The following is a 24,948-nucleotide window of genomic DNA, read 5'->3' as shown; positions in this document are numbered from 1 at the left end:
ATGCGCCTCGCCTTTTCCAACCTGACCCTTCCGGCCTTCGACCATCTGCATTTCCTGCCGGACCTCGCCGCCTTCGGCGTCCAGGGCATCGAGATCGCGCCCGACCACACGTTTCGCCGCCCGCATTTCGGCAAGGATTTTTGTGCGCGCGAGGTCGCGACCTATGGCCAGACGGCGCGGCTCGCCGGTCTCCAAGTGGTCGGTCTGCACGCGCTGCTCGGCGGGCGGCCCGAACTCGACATTTTTGGCGACGCCGACATTCGCCACCACACGATCAGCCATCTGGTCCATCTCTCGGAGGTGTGCCGCGACCTCGGCGGGCGCACGCTGATCCTCGACTCGCGCTGGGCGCGCGACATGACGCGCAAGGATGCGTTCTGGCAATGCCGCGCCTTCCTGGAAAAACTGCTGCCGCGCATTGAGGGCCACGGAACCGTGCTGTGCCTCGCGCCTTTGGCGCCGGAGCAGGGCGATTTCTGCCGGCTGGCGCCGGAGCTGTTCATGCTGGCCAATGCGCTGGACCACCAAAGTCTTGGACTGCACGTCGCCACCGCCGCCTTCGCCGCCAATGGCGAGACCGGCCACAAGAATTTTGCGGCGCGGCGCGGGCGGCTCGATCATGTCCATATCGACGAGCCCGGCCTTGTCGCGCTCGGGGCGTCCGGAAAAGTCGATCACGCCGACGTGCGCCGCCACCTCAGCGCGATCTCCTACACCGGCTGGTGCTCGGTGGTGCAGCGCCTGCGAAGCGGACTGTCGCCGACCGATCTCGTGTTCCGCTCGGTGCGCGGGTTCAAGGCGATCTACCGCCAGGATTTTCGCAACAGGAGGACGTTCCATGTCTGACGACGAGATTCTCTCCGTGATCGCACAATGCATCGACGAGGCGCGTCCCGGCATCCAGTCCGACGGCGGCGACATCGAATTTCTGGGGGTGAAGGGCCAGCGCGTCGAAGTCAAACTCACGGGCAAATGTCTCACCTGTGGATTGGCCGGCCAGACCCTCGGCGCAATCCGCAAAAAGATCATGCAGCGCATCGACCGTCCGTTGATGGTCGTTCCGGTCATGGCGTGATCCCATGAACGCGCACGCCCGCCTCGCCGTCAGCGATCTTTTCGATCCCGCTCTGGCGGTGATCGAAAAGATCGCCGCGACGCTGGCGGGGGCGGGCGGCGCGCTGGACTCGCTGCGGCGGGTGATGGCGCTGCTGGGCGAGATCGGCCTCAGAGACGCCGGAGTGGCCCGGGTCGAGGGAAGGCTGTTGCATGGCGTCGCCGGGCGCGCCGCCGACGCGCCGCCCAACGTGATGACCGCGCGGGTGAGGCAATTTTTGGCGCGCGGCGCGGCCGGCGTGTTGCGCAACGAAAAATCGCCGACGCTGGGCGCGCCCATTCGCATGGGCGAAGCCAATGTCGGGCTGCTGGTCGCGCGCGTCTGCGGGCGCCCCTTCAGCGAGGGCGATCTGATGCGCCTGGCCCTGGTCGCCAATCTGCTCGGCCCCGCGCTGATCGCCGCGCGCGACGGCGCCGGCCTCGCCGCCGCGCCTGATAGGAAGGCGATCATCGGCGACAGCCCCGCCTTTTGCGCCGCCCTCGAAGAGGCGCGCCGCGTGGCGCCGACCGACCTCCCGGTCTTGCTGCGCGGCGAGAGCGGCTCCGGCAAGGAGGTTGTCGCGCAATTCATCCACGACGCCTCGCCGCGAGAAAAAAGGCCCTTCATCAAGGTGAATTGCGCGGCCCTGCCGGAAGGCCTGCTGGAGAGCGAGCTGTTCGGCCATGAGCGCGGCGCCTTCACCGGCGCCGACAGCCGCCGCGAGGGCCGGTTCATGCTCGCCGATGGCGGCACCATTCTGCTCGACGAGATCGGCGACATTTCCCAAGCCTTTCAGGCGAAGCTGCTGCGCGTGATCGCGCAGGGCGCGTTCGAGCGCGTCGGCGGCGTCAGGACTTTGCAGGTGGACGTCCGCGTCATCGCCGCCACCCATCGCGACCTCGAAGCTCTGGTGCGCGCCAAAAGATTCCGGGCCGATCTCTATTATCGGCTGTGCGCCGCGCCCGTGCGCCTGCCGGCCTTGCGCGAAAGGCGCGAGGACATTCCGGCTTTGGCCGATCTGTTCCTGGCGCGGTTCAACGCCGAGAACGGCCGCGCTTTGCGCTTCAACCCGCGTTCGAAAACCATGATCGGCGCGTGCGGCTATCCCGGCAACATCCGTGAACTCGAAAATTGCGTGCGCGGCGCGGCGGCGCTGACCACCGGCGCCGAGATTTGCGAAAGCGATTTCGCCTGCCGCCAGGGCCGCTGCTTTTCCGCTCGCCTGCGTCGCGCCCGCCGGGCGCAGGGGACGGCTTCGTGAGGAGAGAACAATGATGTCGCCCAATCTGACCGCCTCGGGCGGATGCTCGGCCTCCGCCTGCGGGTCCGCCGCCGCGCCGGAAGATATGGCGCCGGAGGTCTGGGCCAAGGTCAAGAACCATCCGTGCTATTCGGAGGAGGCGCATCATTATTTCGCCCGCATGCATGTCGCGGTCGCGCCCGCCTGCAACATCCAGTGCAATTATTGCAACCGCAAATATGATTGCGCCAATGAGAGCCGGCCGGGCGTGGTGTCGGAGCGGCTGACCCCCGAGCAGGGCGTGCGAAAGGTTTTGGCGGTGGCGGCGAGCGTGCCGCAGCTTTCTGTGCTCGGCATAGCCGGGCCGGGCGATGCGCTCTACGACTGGAAGAAGACCAAGGCGACTTTTGACGCCGTGGTGAAGGAGCTGCCGGACATCAAACTGTGCCTCTCCACCAATGGCCTGGCGCTGCCCGACCATGTCGACGAAATCGTCGCCATGAACATCGATCATGTCACCATCACCATCAACATGATCGATCCCGAGATCGGCGCGAAAATCTATCCCTGGATTTTCCATCAGCACAAACGCTACGAGGGCCTAGAGGCGGCGCGCATTCTGCACGAGCGCCAGATGCTCGGCCTCGACATGCTGGTGGCGCGCGGCGTGCTGGTGAAGGTGAATTCGGTTCTCATCCCCGGCGTCAACGACGAACATCTGATTGAGGTCAACCGCGAGGTGAAAAAACGCGGCGCCTTCTTGCACAATGTCATGCCGCTGATTTCCGACGCCGCCCATGGCACGCATTTCGGCCTGACCGGCCAGCGCGGGCCGACCGCCGAAGAGCTTAAAAAAGTGCAGGACGCCTGCGAGGGCGGAACAAAACTGATGCGCCATTGCCGCCAGTGCCGCGCCGATGCGGTCGGCATGCTCGGCGAGGATCGCGGCCAGGAGTTCACGCTGGACAAGCTGCCGGAGACGATTGAAATCGACTTCGCCCGGCGCGAGGCCTATCGCCGGCAGATCGAGGCCAAGCGCGAACTCGCCGCCTTCGCCCGCATGGAGGTCAAGCCCATGGAGACCAAGCCCAGTCGCGTGCTGACCGTCGCCGTCGCCACCAAGGGCGACAATCTCATCAACCAGCATTTTGGTCATGCGAAGGAATTCCTGATCTATCGCGCCGACGCGCTCGGCGTGTCCTTTCTGGGCGCGCGGAAAATCGACGACCAGTATTGCCAGGGCGGGCTGGGCGAGGACTCCTCGCTGTCGCGCATCGTCGCCCTGATCCGCGATTGCGACGCCATGCTGTGCGCCAAGATCGGCGGCTGCCCGTGGGGCGAACTCGCGGCCGCCGGCATCGAGCCGATCGACGATTACGCCCACGAGTTCATCGAGCCCTCCATCGCCGCGCTTTACGCCAAGCGTTGCGCCGATGCGCCGGCCGATGCGTAAAGCTTAAAACCGAAGGAGAGAAAAATGGCCTACAAGATTGTCGCTTCCCAGTGCTCCGCCTGCGGCGCCTGTGAATTCGAATGCCCCAACGCCGCCATCGCCATGAAGGGCGACGGCTTCGCCATCGCCGCCGCCAAATGCACGGAATGCGAGGGCGAGGAGCCGCGCTGCATCGGCGTCTGCCCGGTCGAAAAGACCATCGTCAAGGCGTGAGGCCAGGGCCTAGGACGCCGCTCCTCGCGCATCGAGGCGCCCGCCGCGCGGGCGCCTCCGGGCGAGGGCTCCGGCGACGCAGACAACCGGGCGCCTTGCACAGGGCGCCCTCCCGACAGGAGAGAGACCATGCTGATCCTCACCCGCCCCGCCATTTCGGCGATCGAGGCCTCGCTGCTCGCCAATGGCAGGCAGGGGCAGGGCGTGCGCATCACGGCGGAAGCCGGATGCTCCGGCCCGAAATATTCCATGCATATCGAGCCGGACCCGGCGCCCAACGACACCGTGGTCGAAATTCGCGACGTCCGCGTCTTCATCGACCAGGAGTCGGCGACCATTCTGGCTGGCGCCACCGTGGATTATTCCGACGACCCGGACAATCTCGGCTTCAATTTCGCGCTGACGCTGCCGACCGAAGAGCAGGCCGCCGGTTGCGCGTCAAAACCGGCGGGCTCCTGCTCCTGCGCCAAACCGTCCTGATCGGGCGTTTCGGCGCGTCATCCCTGATGGCGCCACACACATCGACGCGCCGGCGCACGTCGACGCGTTAAAAGAACAGGCGGACGCGCTCCCCCGCCGGAACCCTCAAAAACGCGACTCACTGTCGGCGCGCAAGGCCGCCACAGCGCTCGGACCGCGCTACGCATCCATGCGCGGCCCCGCCCAGATTGAGCATGTTCCGCAGCGTAATTGCCGCAATCCTCATTGTCGCCTTTTTCCGCGCGCCGTATCGTCAGCCCAACCTTAAGGTTCTTGAGCGCCTCGGAGTTGCGCCATGACAGATTCATCTCAAGCCGCGCCGTCCGACAAGGCGGCGGACCCGTTTTCCGCCTTCACATTCGCGCCCAAATTCGAGGATCCCACGCGGTTCTTTTCGTCGCTGCAACCCTATGTCGTCGACGCGCTGCAGCGCTCGGCGCTGTTGATGGATGTGCTGCGCCAAAGAGGCGACGAGCAGGCGCAAATGACCAGCCGTCCCCTGGCGACGGTGCTGACCTTCGACCATGAAATCCTGATGAGCGGCGCCGCATTGCGCAAGCCGATCAATTACGCGCTGTCGCGGGTGATCCCGCCGGCGGACGCGAAAATCGATCCCGCCAAGCGTCCCGTCGTCATCGTCGATCCGCGCGCGGGGCAGGGGCCCGGCATCGGCGGCTTTCACGCCGCCAGCGAGATCGGCGACGCCTTCGCCGCCGGACACCCCGTCTATTTCATCGGCTTTTCCGCCGAGCCCGAACCGGACCAGACGTTTTTCGACGTGGTCGAGGGCCAGGTGGCGTTTTTCGAGCGCATCGCCGAGCTACATCCCAACAGCCCGCGTCCGCTCGCCGTCGGCAATTGCCAGGCCGGCTACCAGACGCTGATGGTGGCCATGCTGCGGCCCGACCTGTTCGGTCCCGTCCTGATGCCGGGTTCGCCGATCTCCTATTGGCAGGGCGTGCATGGCAAGAATCCGATGCGCTACGCCGGCGGCCTGTTCGGCGGCTCCTGGCTCACCGAATTGACCAGCGATTTGGGACACGGCAAGTTCGACGGCGCCTATCTGATCTCGAATTTCGACAATCTCAATCCCGCCAACACGTTGTTCGGCAAGCTCTACAACGTCTACAAGAATGTCGACACGGAGGGCCCGCGCTTTCTCGGCTTCGAGAAATGGTGGGGCGATTTCATCCTGATGAACGGCGCCGAGATTCAATATCTCGTCGACAAGCATTTTATCGGCGACAAGCTGGCGCGCGGCGAAATCGCCACCGAGGACGGCCGGCGTTTCGACATTCGCAACGTCACCTCGCCGATCATCGTCTTCACCTCGCTCGGCGACAACATCAGCCCGCCGCAGCAGACTTTGGGCTGGATTCTCGACATCTACGAGTCCGTGGACGACATCCGCGCGCAGGGCAAGGTGATCGTTTATTGCATTGATCCCAAAGTCGGCCATCTCGCCATTTTCGTCTCGCCCAAAGTGGCGCTGCGCGAGCATCAGGCGTTCATGCAGACCATGGACATCATCGACGTGCTGCCGCCCGGTCTCTATGAAATGGTGGTCACGCCCAAGCAGGAGGGGGAGGCGGGCGCCGATCTGGTGGACAGCGAATTCCTGGCCCGCTTCGAGACGCGCACGCTCGACGACATACGCGCCTTCGGCCGCAACAGCGCCGAGGATGACCGCGCCTTCGCCGCGGTGGAGCGGGTGTCTGAAATCAATCGCGCCATGTACAAGGCGGTGTTGCAGCCGCTGATCCGCTCCCTGGCGAGCGAGCAGGCGGCCGCGGCCATGCGCGCCATGAATCCGGTGCGCGCGCAATATACGCTGTTCGCCTCGGACAAGCCGTGGATGGCGCAAGTCGCTGGCGCGGCCGAACGCGTGCGCGCGGCGCGCGCGCCCGCGGCGCCCGACAATCCCTTCCTGCTCATGCAGGAGCAGGCGGCGCAGGCGATCACCGCCTTTTGGGACGGGTTTCGCGACACGCGCGACCAGTTCGAGGAGAAATTGTTCTACGCCATCTATGGCTCGCCGCTGGTGCAGGCCATGGTCGGCGTCTCCGACGACAATGTTCGCCCGCAACGCGCGAAAACCCCTGGGGAGCGCGAGGCGATCGCGCAGACCATGGCGCGCTATCGCGCCGACATCGACAAGGGCGGCCCGTTCGAGGCCATGCTGCGCGCGGTGATGTTCGTGCTGGCGGCGGAGCGCAGCCTGGACGAGCGCTCCGCATTCGCCCTGGGCCGGATCGCGTCCAAACGCGCCGACATGACCGAGGCGGATTTGAAAGCCAAGGTGCGCCACCAGTTCTTTGCGCTGCAGCTCGATCCCGAGCATGCGCTGCGCAGCCTTCTGGTCATGGCGCCCGACGCCGCCAGCCGCAAGACCGTGCTCGGCGAAGTCCGGGCGGTCGTCGCCGCGGCGGGGGTGCCGCATCCGGAGACGGCGCGTCGCATCGGCGTGCTCGAGCAGATTCTCGCAACGCCGGCGCCGCGCGCGGTCGAGGCGAGCGCCGCGCCAGTGATCGAGGCGCCGGCGAAAAAGCTCGGCGCGCCCGTCTCGCCGAAGGACTGACATGTAGACGCAGAGCGATTTGTGGAGACCGGCCATGGCGACCCTGACAGCTGAGATCGCGCAACCCGACACACCCTCCGCCGGCCAGGAGGACGCGGGGGCCGAGCAGAAGCCGGGACGGCTGGGGCCGGCCGCCATCACCGCCAAACTGGCCGAACTCGACACGAGTCCCAAGGGGCTCAGCGCGGCGGAAGCCGCGGCGCGGCTGGAAAAGAACGGCCCCAACGCCATTGTCGCGCATGAGGAGCCGCTGTGGCGCAAGCTGCTCGGCTATTTCTGGGGCCCGATCGCCTGGATGATCGAGGCGGCGGCGATCATCTCGCTGCTGCGCCGGGACTGGCCGGATTTCATCGTCGTGACCACGCTGCTGCTCTACAATGCGGGCGTCGGTTTTTGGCAGGACGCCAAGGCGGCGAGCGCGCTCGCGGCGCTGAAAAAAGGTCTCGCCCTGAAGGCGCGGGTGCTGCGCGACGGCAAGTGGATCAATGTGGACGCCGCCGATCTCGTGGTCGGCGACATCACCGATGTCGTCGCCGGGGAGATCGTGCCCGCCGACCTGCTGCTGATCGGCGGCTCGTATCTGTCCATCGACCAGGCGGCGCTCACCGGCGAGTCGCTGCCGGTCAGCAAGGCGGTCGGCGACACCGCCTATTCCGGCAGCGTCGCCAAGCAGGGCGACATGCAGGGCGTCGTCACCGCCATCGGCAACGCCACTTTCTTCGGCCGCACCGCCAAACTCGTCGCCTCCGCCGGCGCCATGTCCCATTCGCAAAAAGCCGTCGTCCAGATCGGTGACTTTTTGATCCTGCTGGCGGCGGCGCTCGCCGTGCTGCTGGTCGGCGTCCAAGTCTATCGCACCATGGTCGAGCCGGGCGCCTGGAGTCTTTCTGCGGCGGGCGACATCGCGCAGTTTGTCCTCGTCCTCCTCGTCGCCTCCGTGCCCGTTGCGCTTCCGGCGGTGATGTCGGTCACGCTGGCGCTCGGCGCGCTGGCATTGTCAAAACAAAAAGCCATCGTCTCCCGGCTGTCGGCCATCGACGAACTCGCCGGCGTCGACATTTTGTGCAGCGACAAGACCGGCACGCTGACGATGAACAAGCTGACCTTGTCGGACCCCATTCCCTTCGGCGGCGCCAAGTCCGACGACATCGTCTTCGCCGCGGCGCTGGCGACCAAGCGCGACAGCGAGGACGCCATCGACCTCGCCGTGCTCGGCGCGGTGAAACATCCCGAAGCGCTCGACAAATTCGCGCTGCAAAAACTCGTCCCGTTCGATCCCGTCAGCAAGCGCACGCTCACCGTGGTCAAGGACACGCAAGGCGAACTGTGGTCCTACGCCAAGGGCGCGCCGCAGGCGATTTCGGCGCTTTGCCATCTCGACCCCGCCACCGAAGGCGCCTATGACGGCAAGGTGCATGAACTGGCGATGCGCGGCTATCGCGCGCTGGGCGTGGCGAGTTCCAAGGACGACGGCCAGACCTGGACCCTGCTCGGCCTGCTGCCGCTGCTCGATCCGCCGCGCCCCGACGCCAAGCAAACCATCGCCAGCGCCAAGCGTCTCGGCCTGAGCGTCAAAATGGTGACCGGCGATGATGTCGCCATCGGCGGCGAGATCGCCGGCCAACTCGGCATTGGCGCGCATCTGCTGGTCGCCGGCGATGTGTTTCCCAAAAACACCGATCCGAAAAACATCTCCATCGAGGCCGCCCATGCGGTGGAGCGCGCCGACGGCTTTGGTCGCGTCTTCCCCGAGCACAAGTTCGAGATCGTCAAGAGCCTGCAGAGCCTCGGCCATATCGTCGCCATGACCGGCGATGGCGTGAACGACGCGCCGGCGCTGAAACAGGCGGATTGCGGCGTCGCCGTCAGCGGCGCCACCGACGCCGCCCGAAGCGCTGCGGCGCTGATCCTCACCGCGCCGGGCCTGTCGACCATTGTCAACGCCATCATCGAAGCGCGATGCATCTTCGAGCGCATCCAGAGCTATGTCTATTACCGCATCGCCATGACCATCGCGATCATGCTGGTGGTCGTGCTCTCCAGTGTGATCTTCAAGATCCAGCCGTTGACCGCGATCATGATCGTCGTGCTCGCTTTGCTCGACGACATTCCGATCATGACCATCGCCTATGACAATGTGAAGGCGGCGCCGCGTCCGGTGCGCTGGAACATGCATCACATCCTGGTCTTCTCCGGACTGATGGGCCTGATGGCGACGGCGCAGAGTTTTGGCCTGGTGCTGCTCGGCATCGAGTGGATGCGTGATCCCATCATGATGAACTGGATCCATGTCGATCCCGCGCATCTGCAAACCATGCTGTTCCTGCAGCTCGCCGCCGGCGGCCACATGCTGCTGTTCGTGGTGCGGTCGCGCCGGATGATGCTGTCCAAACCCTATCCGTCTGCGCCGCTGTTTCTGGCGATCGTCGCGACGCAATTGATCGCGGTCTTGATGTGCGGGTTCGGCATCCTGGTGCCGAAACTGCCCTGGAGCCTGATCGGCGTGGTCTGGGCCTATGTCATCGCCTGGACCGTGCTCACCGACCTCGTAAAAATGGTCTACGACCGGGTGACGCGGCCGCCGAAAAATCCGACGCCGCTGACGGCCAACGCCATGCCTTTGGCCTGAACGGAGGGAGCCATGGCGAACACGCCCATTCCCAGCCATATCGCCGAACACCCGCAACGGCTCGACGATCTGATCGCGCGCGGGCGGCAAACAAAACCGCTGCCGACCGGCGTCGTCTATCCGCTCAGCGCCGACGCCCTGCTCGGCGCGGTGGAGGCGGCACAGGACGGGCTGATCGAGCCGGTTCTGGTCGGCCCCGCCGACGCGATCCGCGCGCTGGCCGATAAGGAAAAGGCCGATCTGACGACATGCCGGATCGTCGATGCGCCGGACGCCGAGGACGCGGCGGCGATTGCCTGCCGCATGGCGGGGAAGGGGGAAGTGCAGACGCTGATGAAGGGCAGCCTGCACACGGACGCGCTTTTGCACGCGGTGGTTCAGAAGGAGGCGGGCCTGCGCACTGGGCGGCTGCTGAGCCATTGCGCGCTGATTTTTTCGCCCGCCTATGGCCGCCGCATCATCCTGTCGGACCCCGCCATCAATATCGCGCCCGATCTCGACCAGAAGCGCGACATTTGCCAGAACGCCATCGTCCTCGGCCGCGCTATCGGCATTGAGACGCCGAAGGTCGCGATCATTTCCGCCGTCGAACTGGTGCGCTCCAAAATGCCGTCGACCGTCGACGGCGCCGCGCTGGCCAAAATGGCGGACCGGCGCCAGATCGTCGGCGGCATTGTCGACGGACCGCTCGATCTCGACGGCGCCGTCGATCCCGAGGCGGCGCGGGTCAAAAAAATCGACTCGCCGGTCGCCGGCTGCGCCGATGTGTTGATCGCCTCGAACATCGACGCGGCCAACGCCATGTACAAGGAATTCTTGTTCATGGCCGGCGCGCAGGCGGCCTGCTGCGTGATGGGCGCCCGCGTGCCGATCATCCTCACCAGCCGGGCCGACAGTGCGGAAACCCGCACGCTTTCGGCGGCGCTCGCCGTCATCGTCGCCGAGGCGCTGCGCCGCGACAAGACCCTGCTCGACTCGCCCTCGGGAGAGTGACATGGACAAGGGGATTTTGGTGCTGAACGCGGGCTCATCGAGCCTGAAATTCGCGCTGTACCAGCACGGCGGCGGCGAAAAACTCGACGTGTCCTGCCATGGCGAGATCGAGGCGATGATGACCGCGCCGCGATTCGTCGTGCGCGACAAAACCGGCGCGGAGATCGGCGCGCAAAGCTGGCCCAAGCCCATCGACGCCGAAACCGGCCTGCGCGTCCTGCTCGACTGGCTCAATAAAAATCGCGGCGCGGTTCCGCTCGCGGCCTGCGGCCATCGCCTCGTCCAGGGCGGCGAGCGCTATCATGGGCCGGCGCTGGTCGACGCCGAGGCGCTCGATTATCTCGACGGGCTCGCCATGCTCGAACCGCAGCACCAGCCCTCCGAGGTCGAGGGCATGCGGGCGATTGCGCGCATCCATCCCGAACTGCCGCAGGTCGCCGTGTTCGACACCTCGTTCCATCGCGCCATGCCGGAGGTGTCGCAGATTTACGCGGTCCCCAAAACCGTCCACGACGCCGGCGTAAAACATTGGGGCTATCACGGCACGTCCTACGACTACATCAACCGCACGCTGCCGCATTACGACGCCGGCGCGAAAAAGGTGATCGTGGCGCATCTAGGCTCGGGCGCCAGCATGTGCGCCATCCTCGACGGCAAGAGCATCGCGACGACCATGGGGTTCAGCGGCATCGAGGGCCTGCCGATGGGCACGCGCAGCGGCGCCATTGACGCGGGCGCGCTGCTCTATCTGCTGCGACGCGGTTTTTACGACGACAAGAGCCTGCAGCACATGCTGTATGAGGAAGCCGGGCTGAAGGGGCTTTCCGGGATCAGTAACGACGTGCGGACCTTGCTGGCGAGCAACTCTCCAGCCGCCAAACTGGCGATCGATTATTTCGTCCATCGCATCGTCTATTTCGCCGGCGCCTATGCGGCGCTGCTTGGCGGGCTCGACGCCTTCGTGTTCACCGCCGGGATCGGCGAAAACGCCGCGCCGATCCGCGCCGCCGTCTGCGCGCGCCTGAAATGGCTGGGCCTCGATTTCGACGCGGCGGCGAACGCCAACAACGGCCCGCGACTTTCGACGGAAAGCAGCACAGTCCGCGCCTGGGTGATTCCGACCGACGAGGAAATCATGATCGCGCGGCACACGCTGGCGCTCATTGAGGGCGCCGCGGCCGATGCGCATGCTCAATTCGGGCAGCAGGCGCCTTGACCGGCGCGCAGACAGGTCTGAGTTTCATGACATTGGCGTGACAGGCCGGTGCGCGCCTCGCGCTTTGTCCGTCCGCGCCGCCGGCCGGTCGCCTGGAGGAGCGTTCCATGAACCTGAGGAAACGGCTGATCGTCGACCCGGGCGCCAAGGTCAAGCTTGCGGAGATCGATCCCGGTTTTCACGGCGACTGGAAATCCGAGGAGGAGGCGAAGAGCGAACTCGCCGGCAATCTCGCCCGGATCACCAAGCTTCAGCGCAAGCTCTACGCCAGCCGGAGCCATAGCCTGCTGATCGTGCTGCAGGGCATTGACGGCGCCGGCAAGGACGGCGCCTGTTGGCACGTGATCAGCGCCATGGACCCGCAAGGCGTCAATGTCGCCGGCTTCAAACAGCCGACCCCGGAGGAAAGAGACCATGATTTCCTCTGGCGCGTGCATCCGCACGCGCCGGCGCGCGGCCGCGTCGCCATCTTCAACCGCTCGCATTACGAAGACGTGCTGGTGACGCGCGTCCACAAGCTCGCGCCCAAAAACGTCTGGAAGGCGCGTTACGCTTTCATCAACGAATGGGAAAAGTTGATCGCCGCCGAAAACAACACGACGATCCTGAAATTCTTCCTCTATATCTCGCCCGAGGAACAGCTGGCCCGCTTCGAGCAGCGCCTCGACGACCCGGCGCGGCAGTGGAAGATCAGCGCCAGCGATTACAGCGAACGCGACCTCTGGGACGATTATATCGAGGCTTTCGAGGCGGCGCTGTCCAATTGCGCGACCAAACATGCGCCCTGGTTCGTGATCCCGTCGAACCACAAATGGTTCCGCAATCTCGCGCTGTCGCAAATCATCGCGGACGCGCTCGACGACATGGAGCTGAAGACGCCGAAGCCGACGGTCGACCTCCAGAAAATCCGGCGCCTCTACCACAGCCAGGTCGAGAAAGAGGGCAAGACCGGATTGGCGTCGGCGACATAGTCCAAAAAGGCGATTGCATGCGTGACCCTTGCCCTGTTCCCCCGAAGCCGCTGCGGCGTTTCATCGATCAGGCGAGACCGTCTTGGATTTTCAGGGTCTTGGCGGCTTTCGTCGTGGGACTTGTCGTCCTGTCGGGAGCGGACGGGACCGGCGCGCTCGCGCAGACGCCCGCCGCCGCGCCCAATTACCTCAACGACATCCAGCCGATCTTCAACCGCCGCTGCATCGCCTGTCACGGCTGTCTGGGTTCGCCGTGCAACGTCAAGCTCGACTCGTTCCGCGGCGTCGACCGGGGCGGATTTGGCGTCAATCCCTATAGCAGTCGCCTCGATGCGAGCCCGCGCGTCGGCATGGATGTGGTCGAGACCACTGCGCAATGGCGCCAGCGCGGCTTCTATCCCGTTCTCGACCGCGAGGGGACGGCGGCGGACCGTCTGAACCGGTCGCTGCTGCACAAGATGGTGACCGCCGGCGCCCGGCATAACCAGCCCGGCTTTTCCCGCGAGGCGGTGATGTCGCTTTACGCGAAGCGCTATGACCACGCCTGCCCGGCGGACCCCAAAAGCCTCGACGCCTTCCTGGACGCCAATCCCGCCGCGGGCATGCCGTTCGGCTTGCCGGCCCTCGACGCCGCCGACCTGCAAAAACTCGAGGCCTGGGTGGCCGAGGGGTCGCCGGGCCCGACGCCGGAGGAGCTGCGCCAGGCCGGCGCGGTGGCCCAAGAGGCAGCGGTCGCCCCATGGGAGGATTTTCTCAACGATCCCGATCCGCGCAACCGGCTGGTCGCCCGCTACATTTTCGACCACGTCTATCAGGCGAGCATCGTCTTGGAGGAAAGCCCCGGCGATTTCTTCCGCCTGGTCCGCTCCGAGACTCCGCCGGCCCGCGCGGCGAGCGGCGGCGCCGGCGATCCCGGGATCAAGGTGATCGACACGCCGCTCCCCTACGACGACCCCTACGCCTATGCGAAGGCCGACAGATTCTGGTATCGCCTGCAGAAAGTCACCGCGCCCAGGATGCAGAAAAACCATTTCGTCTGGCGCCTGAACCAAAAATCGCTCGCCCATCTCAAAGAGCTTTTTCTCGGACGCGCCTGGGATGCGAGCCAGGACATGGACCCGCCCTGGGGCGTCGGCAATCCGTTCCTGATCTATCGGGCCATTCCGGCGGAGGCCCGCGCGCTGTTCCTGCTGGAGAATTCAGAGGTGATCGTCGGCGGCATCACCTATGGCCCGGTGTGCCTGGGCCAGATCGCGACCTATGCGGTCAAGGACCAGTTCTGGGTCTATTTCCTCGACCCGCGTTACGACCCCTCGGTGCAGGACCCGAAATTGGGATTGGAGACCTGGGCGACGATGATGGACCGCTCGCCGTTCGGCAATGCCGAATATGCGGTCGCCTATGCCCAGGCGCAGAAGAAACTGACGCCCGAGGGGCTGAGTATCGACGCCGTGTGGAACGGCGGGCGCAGCAATCCGAACGCCTGGCTCACGGTCCTGCGCCACGAGACCAATGTCTCCGTGATGAAGGGCCGGCAGGGCGGCGTCCCCCCGAGCCAATGGCTGATCAGCTACAGCGGCTTCGAGCGGCTCTACTATGACACGGTCGCGAGCTACAAATATTGGCAGGGCGATCTAGGCAAGATCGAGACGGTGGTGTTCTTCAATTTCCTTCGCCAGGAGATGGAGGACAATTTCTTGCTGCTGCTGCCCCGGCAGGACCGCGAACCGATCCGCCAGCGCTTGTCACAGGGCGTCATTGGCGCGCTTGGACGTTCCGTGGTCCCCTTCGCCGACCGCAACCTGCCCGGTGGAGTCGCGACGGGCGACCGCCCCTTGCTCGAGCTGGTCGAGCGTCTCCAGGCGCATATGGGCCCGGAGGTCAGCGGACCCGTCGACCGGCTGAACCCCTGGATCAAGCCGAAGATCGCGCTGGATGCGCCGATTCGCAGCTTCGCCCAATGGGACGAGGCGGTCTCGCTGCTGACCCAGACCACAGCCTATAAATTCCCGCGCTTTCTCCCGAGCGTCGTGCTGCTGCGGCTGAACAATGGTTCGGAGTCCAGGGTCTATTCGCTGATCGCCAATCGTATCTACAAGACGCAGTTCGATCTGTTCTTCCAGAACGGCGAGGCGCTGCCCGGCGAGGACACGATGAGCGTCTATCCCACCCTGGTCGGCGGTTTCCCCAACCTGTTCATGGAGCTCGATCTTGCCGACGCGCCGGCCTTCCTGAAGGAATTGCGCGCGGTCCAGAGCCTCGAGGACTGGACGGCGTTGCGCAACCGCTATGGCGTGCTGCGCAACAGCGCGCGCTTCTGGCCCGCGCTCGACTGGTTCAACGCATGGAATTTCAGGCGCCGCGGCGAGGAGGCGGGTTTCCTCGACCTCTCCTATTACGATCTGCTCGATTCCGTTTACTGACGAGGAATGGTTTGGCGAGATTGCCGGCTCGCCCGCGATCGTCACGCTGTTGTCGATCGTGAGCTTGCTCGAAAGCTGAACTTCGCAGCGAAACTGAGGTCCCGGGCGCTCGCAAGACGGCTGTGAGGTCGGGCAAGGCGGGCGGCGATCCCTTCGGCGACGACGACTTTTTATGGATCGTCGACATCGAATGTTTGAGCGGTCTTCTTTTTGTCTCGCCATAGACAGGCGCAGGGCGGTCGCTCGCGTCCTCGGGCGCGGGGCTGCCGTCGTGCTAGATGCTCGCCTTCAAGCGCCAAATTTTCTGGATGTCGTCTACCAATCTTTCATCCTCGACATGCCAGCCCGCCTGAATGAAAAGGTCCTTTATTTCAATCTCGCTGAAGTCATTGACCCAGGCATGCTCGCGCCGGTTCGAGAGCGGGTTTGGAGCGTCCGTTATGCAATAGCTCGTCACCAGCAGCTTGTAGCGCCGTTGCAAGTGTTTCAAGACCAAGAGCGGCTCGTGGAGATATTCCAGAACGCCGAGAAGCGCGGCGGCGGTCGCTCCCGTGTCTGGCGGGAGTTGCGTATTCAAGTCGCAGACCAGGGTTCGGCTGTCGCGCGCGACGACATCCACGGGGATGTAACGCTGCTGTGGCAGCAAATGATGAGCCAGATCCATGGTCCCGCAGCCGAAATCTGCTACGCAGGCATGATCTTTGAGAAATTCCGCCGCCAGAGCCGCGCGAGCGCTCCAGTGTTGCGCCTCCGGCTTGTCCAGAGCTTTCCAGCGCTCCAGCAACGTCCGCTTTTCGCGAATGGCCGTTTCGGTGAGGGCTTGGCGCTCTTCCGAGCTAAGCTCGTAGAAGGGAATCATTTGCATTTTTCCATGCCCTCCGGAGCTCGGTTGACGCTGCTGTCTCTCAGAACATTTTGGATAGGACATCGACGCCGGAAAGGCCAGTCCTGGAACGCGGGATGCTTCGACCATCTCGCTGTTCGATTGCCAGGGATGCGGTCTCAGAATTTGTGACTTTATTCAAGATTTTCAATTTTGAACACTTTGAATCGGAATCCGCAATGCCAAAGCCGGCCTTTCAGCCGGGCATGATCGTGTTGTCGATGCCGCTTGAGTTTGCCACGCCATCGGAATCGCCGCCCTTGAGAGGCTGCGACTTTTTCAATTTTGGCGCTTTTCGGCTGCGCCGGCTTCGCGCCGGGCGCGCGGCGTCTTGGACATGAAAGGCCTAAATGATTCGACGCCCTCTATGAATCGCAGCAAATCCTAAGCCGGGCTCCCCGCAGCATTCGAGCGATTGCCCCGGGGGCGAGGCGAACGCATTGCGTTCACGATCAAGGATGCTTATACGTGTGGCGGTTCAAGTTCCTGTCTTCCTGCTTCATCCCGGCGTCCCCTTGAGAATAGCGTCGAAACGGATATGCTGATGTCAAAATTCTCGGATGAAATAGGTTTTGAATTTACTCGGTCGAGCACGCCGTAGATTGGTTTGATAATTTCATTCGGTGGCGCCGTTGCGTTCAAGTTGGCGCCTTGACCAAAAGACCGTCGAGAAAAACATGGGCGATGGAAAAGATGATGTTTGAAGGTCCACGTTATTCAAATGACATCAAATTCTGGAGCTCTGATCTGAGCGAGTGGAACTTCGGCGATGCGTTAACGCTCGTCTTGCTCGACGAGTTGTTCTATGATTTCTCGGCTGGTGATGTTGATATACGCCTTGTGGGCAGCACGATCGCCGACGGCCTCGTTTCTGTAAATGGCCCAATTGAGCGCGATGGCTTCAGCCGCTGGCGCGCCAACGAATCGACCAAGATCGTTTACTGGGGTTGCGGCGTCAGGGAGCCGGGGAGCCTGAGCGAGGCAGCCAGGTCGGTGGCCGACATTCGCGCCGTGCGTGGCCCGCGATCGGCCTCCGATCTGAATCTTGGCGCCGCCACGCCGATGGGCGAACCTGGGCTGCTGTTGCCGGCTCTATACACGCCCCGAGAAAATGCTCGCTTTGTCGGACGTACTGTTTGTATTCCGCACTACAATGACAAGCGCTCTGACCAGTTCTTTCTTTCGCAATCCGGGTGCGATCTTGTGCTGCGGCCGAATTTGCGAAAGGAAAAAGCGGCAATTCTCGAATTTATCGACGCCGTCTATTCGGCCGATTTCGTTCTTTGTGGGGCGCTGCACGGCGCCGTGACCGCGGCTGCTTATGAAAAGCCTTTCGCCTACTGGTCGAACGGCCATCTGGATCTGCCGTTTAAATGGGAGGATTTTTCGGCTCTCCTCAAAATACCTTGCTGTTTTGCTGATGACATCAGTCATGCGCGCGACATTTTCGCGCGTGACATTCGCGATGCGATCGAAATCCCATCTCTGTGGCCGATGCTGCTGCGTTCTCCCCTTCTCCTGCGCGAAAAGGGGCTTATGGCGGTTCTGAAGCGGGAAATCGAGAAAGTCGGGACCGAGCAAAAGCAGGCCCGTCTCGACCAGATGCTTCAGGAGGTTCGCGCCGCGAGTCCTGGCTTCGAGAAAATCAGGGAACGCACCCGCGACTTTTCGCCCGATCGCTTCGACGCTCTGCAGCGCGCGCTCGAGGACTGCAGGGGACGGCTTGATGGCGCGCTCTCGGAGGCGCAGGCCGCCCTGGCGGCCTGCGCCGGGGCGGAACAGGCGTTGCGGCTGGAAGCTGAAAGCCACAAGGCCGCGATCTCGAGGTTTGAGGACGAGGCGAGCGTTCGCGCCCAGGAACTCGCATCGTCCAGGAGCGAGCTTTCACAGACGCGCACGGCCTTGCAGGCGGCCGCGTCTGCCGAAGACGCGCTCCAGCAGGAGATCGAACGTCTCGACGATGCGGTGAGCGCCCTCACGCGTAAACTCGGCTCGTCTCAGGAAGAGGGCCGGTCCGCCAAATCGACGATGCTGGCGGCTTCTATGGAGGCGGCGGCGCTGAGGGCGGACCTGTCGCGGACCCACGGCTTGCAGGAGAAGCAGTTCGAGCGGATGAAGCGGAAGATCCGCAAGTCGCGGACGCTGGGCGGGAAGATCCTCCGGGCCGTCGGACTTCACAACCGATGGGCGAGGAAGCTTTATCGGGACTCCAAGGTGATCGAGCAGTTCCTTGACGAGTTCGATCCGTCGCTGGTGGGCGTGTCTCGCGATGGCCGGCAGGACCGCATCCTGAAATATCTGATGGGTCATACCGACCACCTCGCCGATTTTCCTTTCCTGAGGAATAACGAATACATAGCCATGTATCCGGATGTGGCGGGATCGGGCCTGTCGCCGCTGGCGCATTTCGTTCGCATCGGCCGATATGAGGAGAAGAACGTTCATCCGCTCCTCGACACACGCTATTACCTGGACCATCATCCCGAAGCTCGGCACTTGGCGTCCTGCCCGGCGCTCCATTACCTGCAATGGGGGGCGCAGAAGGGCTTCGATCCCCATCCCCTGTTCAGCACCAACAAATATCGCGAACGCTACGCGGACGTCCGCCTCAGCGGACGCAATCCGCTGCTGCATTGGCTGGACAATATCTTCTGCAGCGCCAACACGCTTTTCGATTCAGCTTATTACCTTCAGAACAATCCCGAGATTGTCGCTTGCGGCCGCAACCCGCTGGCTCACTATATCATGGCGGGATGGCGTGAGGGACGCGATCCTCACCCGATGTTCAACACCAACTACTACTTCCGCGCCAATCCGGACGTGAAGGCTGCGGGGATGAATCCGCTGATCCATTATGTCGAGGCCGGCTACCGCGAAGCGCGGCGCGCGAGCGAGGCGTTCGATCCGCACTTCTATCTCAAGGCTTACAAGGATATTGCGGAAGATGGCGTCGATCCGCTCGCCCATTACATCGAAAGTGGCGAACGGGAAGGCAGGGTTCCGCGCGACACGGTCGCGACACCTACGACAGCAGCGCGCTTCGAAGCGTCCGCCGGGCCGATCGTGGTGATGATCGACGCCATGTTCCCGCGGCCGGACCAGGATTCCGGATCACTCGACCAGATCAGCTTCGTCAGGATTTTCCAGTCGCTCGGGTACGAGGTCCACTTCATCTCGGTGGTGGAGTTCGCCAATCTGGCGCCGAGCAACTACACCTACGTCCGGAACTTGAACAAGCTGGGCGTCAAGTGCATCCGATCGAACGAGTTCGACTTCATCGAGGATTACTTGTTCCTTTACAACGAGCGGATCAGGCTTGTGTTCGCCTCGCGCGTGGACTTTGGCGGCGCTCAGATGGATGCCGCGCGGCGGCTGTGCCCGAACGCCCAGCTCGTCTTCAATACGGTGGATCTCCATTTCATTCGCGAAGAGCGGCAAGCCCTGATCAACGATGATCCCGGTCTGTTGGAGCGGGCGCGAGGCACGCGCGAAAGGGAGCTGGCGCTCGCCGCGCGCGCGGATGCCGTCGTCGTGGTTTCGGAAGTCGAGAAGGATCTGCTGGCCGAGATTGCCCCGACCGCGCATGTTGTCGTCATTCCGCTGATCCGGGACTTCTCGGGGGGCGAAATCCCGCCCTTCGAGCAGCGCCGCGACGTGGCTTTCGTGGGAGGGTTCTCGCACCTGCCCAACGTCGACGCCGTCAACAATTTCCTCGAGACGATCTGGCCGCGCGTCACCGCGCTCCGCCCTGGCGTCCGTTTCAGGGTGATCGGCTCCAACATGCCGGACGAAATGAAGGCGCGCGACATTCCCGGTGTCGATTTCGTCGGCTATGTCGCCGATCTCGAACGGGAACTCAGCCAAATCCGCCTCACCGTCGCGCCGCTTCGCTACGGCGCGGGCGCCAAGGGCAAGGTGGTTTCGAGCCTAGGTCACGGCGTTCCCTGCGTCGTTTCGACGATCGCGGCGGAAGGCATGGGGCTGACGGACGGGCGCGAGGTTCTGGTATCGGATCTTAGCGAAAGCTTTGCCGATCGAATCGTCGAATTGTATGATGATCCCGTTCTCTGGCGCGGTCTTTCCGACAAGGGGCGCGCGTTCATCGCCGATGCGTACTCGCTCGACTCCGGGCGGCGCATTGTCGAGGACATGATGGCTCAAATCGACGGCCGCAAGGCGGCCTCCCCAACGCACGCATGACCTCGCCGTTTGGCGGCCGGCCGGCCGCCTCCCGGAGATTTCATTCCTGAAGAGCAATCTATGGCCAGCGTCGATTTTACTGTCGTCATTCCCCTCTACAATCACGAGGCCTATGTCGGGTCGGCGTTGGACAGCGTGCTTGCGCAGACATTGCCTGCCCGGGAAATCATCATCATCGATGACGGGTCGCGCGATGACGGCGCCGTCGTCGCGCGCAAGCTGCTTAAAGATCACCCCTGCGCGACCGTCTTGCAGCAGCCGAACGCGGGCGCGCATACGACAATCAACCGTTGTATCGATCTTGCGACCTCCCGCTTCGTCGCCGTCCTGAACTCGGACGACGAATTCCGACCGGGCAAGCTGCAGCGCTGCGCCGAGCTGTTCGACGCCAATCCGGACGTCGACATGATTTTCGGCCGCGTCGCGCTCATCGACCATGCCGGCGACGCGATCGTCGAAGGGGGAGCCGTCGACTGGCTCGAGCGCGCGCATCGCTTTCTCGGCGCGGCCGGGCAGCTCGATGTCGCGCTCGTCAACGAAAACTTTGCGGTCACGACGTCGAACATGGTGTTCGACAAGTCGCTGTGGGCGCGCAACGGCGGATTCCAGCCGCTCCGCTATTGTCACGATCTGGACTTCTGCTTCGCTTCCATGCGCAACGGCGTGGTCTTGTACGACCATGAGTTCGAACATGTGAATTACCGCATTCACCAGACCAACACGATCAAGGAAAATATTCTCAAGGTCAGGGTGGAAATCGCCTGCGTGCTGGCTGAGGCGCTCGCCAACTGCCTGCTGAGGCGCAACAGTCTCGACCCAAGGATCCTTGGCTTGCTGGACGTCGCCCTCACCGACAAGGGCTTCGGCAACCTGCTTCCCTTCCTGATGGCCAAACGCAATTGTTTTTCGACGCGGGAAGAGTTTTTCGGCTGGGCGCTCGGCGACGCACAAGTCAACGTCCTGCTCATGGACCATCTGGAGCGTCCCGAGGACAGGGCCGTCTTGCTGTACGGCGCCGAGCCCGAGGGATGCTATCATTCGAACCGCGCGTCCGAAGCCGCGGCGGCCCGTCCGGCCGCTCCGAAAACGCCGCCGCTCAAGGGCGGCCCGATCGTGGTGGAATTATCGGCATTCGATCGCGGCGGTCTCGAAAAAGTCGTCCTCGACACATCGATCCTGATGAAGAAGCGCGGGCTTGAGTCCATCATCGTCTCGTGCGGCCGGGTCGGCGCTCTGGGCGAAGTCGCGCGCAGTCACGGCATTACCGTCTATCAGTTGCCCGAGCAGAAGCCGCTGGAGTTTTACGCGGACATCTTGCGGAAACACGCCGTGAAGCTGGCGATTTCGCATTTCTCGCGAGTCGGGTATCCCGTTTTCGCTGACGCTGGCGTTCCGAATATCACCTTCATTCACAATGTCTACGCATTCCTAAGCGGCGATGCGCTCAAAAACTTTGGGAATGACGACGCGCTGGTCAATAAGTATATTTCAGTCTCGTCGCGGGCGAAAGATTACGCGGTGGCGCGACTGAACGTGGCCCCGGAGAAGATCGTGACAATTCCGAACGGCCTGATCGTCGGCGAGCACGTCGCGCGCGCGCGCGCCGCAACTCCGCTGACGCGAGAGCAGTTCGGACTGAACGCGGATGACTACGTCTTCCTCAACGTGGCTTCGTACAACCTCCACAAGAACCACTACCTGATGGCCGCGGCGATGAAGCTGGTCCTCGCCAAGACCAGGCGCATCAAGATCCTCTGCGTTGGCAACACGATTTTTCCTCCGCATATCGATGCCCTCAAAGCTTATCTGGTTGAAAACGGACTGGAGTCCCACATCCTGATGCCGGGTCATTTCCCGGAAGTGGCGCCGCTCCATGCGATCAGCGACGCGTTCCTGCTGCCTTCGCTGATCGAGGGGTGGAGCATCGCGATGAACGAGGCGATGTTCTTCGGCAAGCCGCTTCTGATGACCGACACCGGAGGCGCCGCAGATGTCATCGAGGGCGGCGACATCGGCATTCTGCTGCCGAACGAATACGGCGAAACAGGAGCTCTCTATTCCGAATTACTCGACGACATTGCTTACAATCGACGCAGTTTTCGCACGGCCGCTCATCTGGCGCAGGGCATGATGTCCTTTTTCAAGAATGCCGAACACTGGAAGCGGGCGGGAAAGCGAGGACACGAAAAGATATTGAAAAAATACGACTTCTCTCAGGTGGTCGACTCCTATTTCCCGATTTTCGAGGCTGTCGCCTCGGAACGGACTCGGAAGTGAACCGATGAACATGTCGTCGTTCATTTTGGCGCTCAAATGGCTGATAGCCAACAACGTCATGCTGAAGTTCGCGCCCTATTCGGTCAGGCACTGGTATCTGCGACGTCTCGGTCTTCAGATCGGAAGGGACACCAGCATCGCCACGCATTGTTTCATCACAGGCTCGCGGATCAAAATCGGAAACAACACCGCGATCAACAGATTTGCCTATCTGGATGGGCGCGTGCCTCTGTATATCGGTAACAATGTCAATATTTCGCACTACAGCATCATTCAGACACTGACGCATGATCCGCAGCACCCAGATTTCATATGCCTGGAGCGGCCGGTGGCGATCATGGACCATGCGTGGATCGGCGCGCGCGTGGTGATCCTGCCGGGGGTCACCATCGGGGAGGGGGCGGTCGTCGCGGCGGGCGCGATCGTGACCAAGGATGTGGCGCCCTATACGATCGTGGGCGGCAACCCCGCGCGGAAGATCGGCGAGAGATCGCGCGACTTGCGCTACAAGACGAAGTACTTTCCTTATTTCGACACGGACGTCCAATAGAGCAACGCCACCGGGCGCTGCGCGCATTTTGCACGACGTCGCCCGTCGCAAGCCGGTTCGGGCTTTGAACTCCCCCGAAAATAAGTTATCAGATAGTCAAGGGGCGGACGCTGTCAAATGCAGGACGTCAACAATTCCCCTATATTGACGGTTCCGCACTGATATGGAAACGTTCGTTTGCAGTGACAATGGCGTGGACGGCGACGTTTACGCTTTTTGTTGCGATTTTGCGGTGCAAAAGTTCAAAGGAATTACGAATGGAACTTGCACGAAAAAAGCATACCGGCGCCGACATTAAGGAATTTCTCAAAACGGTGACGCTGCCATTTTCTGACCAAGAAAACGCAATGCGTTACCACGATGTCCACAGCCAAAGATATGCGATAACCCTGAATGCCTTGGGGAATATACCGTTTAACGACAAAATGAAAGTTCTTGAACTCGCAGCAAGTCCCTATGGAATGTCTGCTTTTTTTTGTCAAGAATTTGGAGAGAACCTGACGTTGGCGACATACGCCAACCCAGAGAGTCGGCGGGATGTGACTATCGGCGTCAACGGCAAGTGTTACACCGTAGAGGAATACGGCTTTAATGTTGAAAAAGACATTTGGCCTCTTCCCGAAGAGTCGTATGATGTCGTTATAGCCTGTGAGGTTGTCGAGCATTTGGCAATGGACCCGATGGCTTTGTTTGCTGGCGCAAATCGAATTCTCAAGCCGGGAGGGTATTTGTTTATTTCCACGCCAAATTCAGCCTCAATTCAAAACTTCCTCAAGCTTGGACGACTTCAGCCGGCTGGAATTGCTCAGCATTTCCGCCGACCTTTCGGTATCGAGCGATTGTATGAGCGCCACAATCGCGAGTATACGCCTTTCACGCTTGGGGAGATGATGTCGGCCGCTGGATTCGAAATTACGCTGATGGCGACGGACAGTTCATATCCCGTCAACGACTATGGTTTTTCACAAGAAGATATCGGAAAGATTATTCAGATTATAGGCGCTCCCGAGCTTCGATGCGATACGGCTAATGTGATCGGCAGGAAGGTCAGTGGCGTAGTGAATCGGTTCCCGACATCCCACGAACTCTATATCGCCGAAGATGGCTGAGATGCATGTGTGATCAGAGGTCATTTCGATCTCGGCAACGAAACCGGCGGCATTGCGGCGCTGGTCAATCTCGGCAGCCGTTATGGGCTGACATTGAGCGGCTGGCGGCGGCTGGCGGCGGCCGGCATCGATCCGTCAGTCGGCAGAGTTGGCGATTCCTACGACAATGCGATCGCCAAAACGCTCAACGGGCTTTACAAGGCCGAGGTGATTTAACGGCGTGGGCCGTGGCGGAGTTTTGAGGCTGTCGAGTTCGGGTCGACTGGTTCGATCACCGAAGGCTGCTGGAGCCGATTGGCAAGATCCCGCCAGCCGAGTGGGAGGCGCGTTATGACGCCTCCTTCAATCAGACCGCTATCGCGCCTGATGTGAACAAAACGGCCCGGCGCGGTTCAAAACCAATGAGAGGCGGACCGAAGAAACTCGGCTGAATGAAGCGCCAGGGCCCCGCTTTGGCGAAAATGAATTCGGGTAGGATGACAGCGCCGAGCGGCTATGGCCCAAACGAAGCTTGATGAAACCATCGCGCCACTAGCCATCCGACATTAGAGCGGATTCGACTTAATCCGGATCATATCCTGCTGCGGCGAAGAAATTGGCGCACTCTTGCGGCGTGAAAGCTGACAGGAGCGCGCCTATC

18 protein-coding genes and 1 pseudogene are annotated in these 24,948 nt (G+C 62.6%); 18 read left to right on the top strand and 1 reads right to left on the bottom strand.

The genetic code is table 11. From position 1 onward, the window contains the following. The 12 genes from M2320_RS11450 (at nt 1) to M2320_RS11395 (ending at nt 15,289) form a co-directional block, all read left to right on the top strand. Nucleotides 1-846, top strand: a complete 846-nt coding sequence (locus M2320_RS11450) for a sugar phosphate isomerase/epimerase family protein (RefSeq protein ID WP_264597385.1) — start codon at nt 1-3, stop codon at nt 844-846. Then, entirely contained in the window at nt 839-1,075 is a 237-nt protein-coding gene (locus M2320_RS11445) for a NifU family protein (protein ID WP_184427666.1), read from the top strand. The genes M2320_RS11450 and M2320_RS11445 overlap by 8 nt, the downstream gene beginning before the upstream one ends. Nucleotides 1,076-1,079: 4 nt before the next feature. Beyond that, nucleotides 1,080-2,354 carry a sigma-54 interaction domain-containing protein gene (locus M2320_RS11440; RefSeq protein ID WP_264597384.1) on the top strand — a complete coding sequence of 425 codons (1,275 nt, stop codon included), beginning with the start codon at nt 1,080-1,082 and terminating at the stop codon, nt 2,352-2,354. Nucleotides 2,355-2,364: 10 nt separating this feature from the next. Further along, complete coding sequence (gene nifB, locus M2320_RS11435) at nt 2,365-3,786, top strand: nitrogenase cofactor biosynthesis protein NifB (RefSeq protein WP_264597383.1); 1,422 nt, start codon at nt 2,365-2,367, stop codon at nt 3,784-3,786. A 24-nt stretch (nt 3,787-3,810) separates the two neighbouring features. Then, the gene (locus M2320_RS11430; RefSeq protein WP_184427669.1) at nt 3,811-3,999 is read left to right on the top strand and encodes a 4Fe-4S dicluster domain-containing protein; all 189 of its coding nucleotides are present in this window, start codon (nt 3,811-3,813) and stop codon (nt 3,997-3,999) included. Nucleotides 4,000-4,128: 129 nt separating this feature from the next. After that, nucleotides 4,129-4,479: a HesB/IscA family protein gene (locus M2320_RS11425; protein ID WP_264597382.1), complete on the top strand. Its 351-nt coding sequence runs from the start codon at nt 4,129-4,131 to the stop codon at nt 4,477-4,479. Between the two features lie 295 nt (nt 4,480-4,774). Further along, nucleotides 4,775-7,057 (top strand): DUF3141 domain-containing protein, encoded by a 2,283-nt coding sequence (locus M2320_RS11420; protein ID WP_264597381.1) that lies wholly within the window; start codon nt 4,775-4,777, stop codon nt 7,055-7,057. Between the two features lie 34 nt (nt 7,058-7,091). Continuing rightward, complete coding sequence (locus tag M2320_RS11415) at nt 7,092-9,686, top strand: plasma-membrane proton-efflux P-type ATPase (RefSeq protein ID WP_264597380.1); 2,595 nt, start codon at nt 7,092-7,094, stop codon at nt 9,684-9,686. Between the two features lie 12 nt (nt 9,687-9,698). Continuing rightward, nucleotides 9,699-10,679, top strand: a complete 981-nt coding sequence (locus M2320_RS11410; RefSeq protein WP_264597379.1) for a bifunctional enoyl-CoA hydratase/phosphate acetyltransferase — start codon at nt 9,699-9,701, stop codon at nt 10,677-10,679. A gap of 1 nt (nt 10,680) precedes the next feature. Continuing rightward, the gene (locus tag M2320_RS11405; protein ID WP_264597378.1) at nt 10,681-11,895 is read left to right on the top strand and encodes an acetate/propionate family kinase; all 1,215 of its coding nucleotides are present in this window, start codon (nt 10,681-10,683) and stop codon (nt 11,893-11,895) included. A 107-nt stretch (nt 11,896-12,002) separates the two neighbouring features. Further along, nucleotides 12,003-12,866: a polyphosphate kinase 2 family protein gene (locus M2320_RS11400; protein WP_264597377.1), complete on the top strand. Its 864-nt coding sequence runs from the start codon at nt 12,003-12,005 to the stop codon at nt 12,864-12,866. Nucleotides 12,867-12,964: 98 nt separating this feature from the next. Further along, nucleotides 12,965-15,289, top strand: a complete 2,325-nt coding sequence (locus M2320_RS11395) for a fatty acid cis/trans isomerase (protein ID WP_264597376.1) — start codon at nt 12,965-12,967, stop codon at nt 15,287-15,289. 274 nt (nt 15,290-15,563) lie between these two features. Here M2320_RS11395 and M2320_RS11390 read toward each other — a convergent pair whose 3' ends face one another. Continuing rightward, nucleotides 15,564-16,148: a hypothetical protein gene (locus M2320_RS11390; protein WP_264597375.1), complete on the bottom strand. Its 585-nt coding sequence runs from the start codon at nt 16,146-16,148 to the stop codon at nt 15,564-15,566. Between the two features lie 101 nt (nt 16,149-16,249). On the opposite strand from M2320_RS11390, the gene M2320_RS11385 reads away from it, so the two are divergent. The 6 genes and pseudogenes from M2320_RS11385 to M2320_RS11360 all read left to right on the top strand — a co-directional run. Then, on the top strand, nt 16,250-16,513 hold the full coding sequence (locus M2320_RS11385) for a hypothetical protein (RefSeq protein ID WP_264597374.1): 264 nt from the start codon (nt 16,250-16,252) through the stop codon (nt 16,511-16,513). Between the two features lie 343 nt (nt 16,514-16,856). Further along, nucleotides 16,857-20,372 (top strand): glycosyltransferase, encoded by a 3,516-nt coding sequence (locus tag M2320_RS11380; RefSeq protein ID WP_264597373.1) that lies wholly within the window; start codon nt 16,857-16,859, stop codon nt 20,370-20,372. Between the two features lie 60 nt (nt 20,373-20,432). Beyond that, a complete protein-coding gene (locus tag M2320_RS11375; protein ID WP_264597372.1) occupies nt 20,433-22,649 on the top strand; it encodes a glycosyltransferase in 2,217 nt (738 codons plus the stop codon). 4 nt (nt 22,650-22,653) lie between these two features. After that, nucleotides 22,654-23,199, top strand: a complete 546-nt coding sequence (locus M2320_RS23250) for an acyltransferase (RefSeq protein ID WP_319801431.1) — start codon at nt 22,654-22,656, stop codon at nt 23,197-23,199. Nucleotides 23,200-23,456: 257 nt separating this feature from the next. After that, nucleotides 23,457-24,308, top strand: coding sequence for a class I SAM-dependent methyltransferase (locus M2320_RS11365; protein ID WP_264597371.1), 852 nt, complete (start codon nt 23,457-23,459; stop codon nt 24,306-24,308). Between the two features lie 72 nt (nt 24,309-24,380). Further along, nucleotides 24,381-24,739: pseudogene (locus M2320_RS11360) on the top strand (hypothetical protein); the annotation flags it as partial. Between the last annotated feature and the right edge of the window lie 209 nt (nt 24,740-24,948).

It is taken from the genome of Rhodoblastus acidophilus (genome assembly GCF_025961575.1).
Lineage (GTDB): Bacteria > Pseudomonadota > Alphaproteobacteria > Rhizobiales > Beijerinckiaceae > Rhodoblastus > Rhodoblastus acidophilus_C.
Note: the sequence above shows the minus strand (reverse complement) of the source record. Positions and strands in the feature narration are given on the sequence as shown.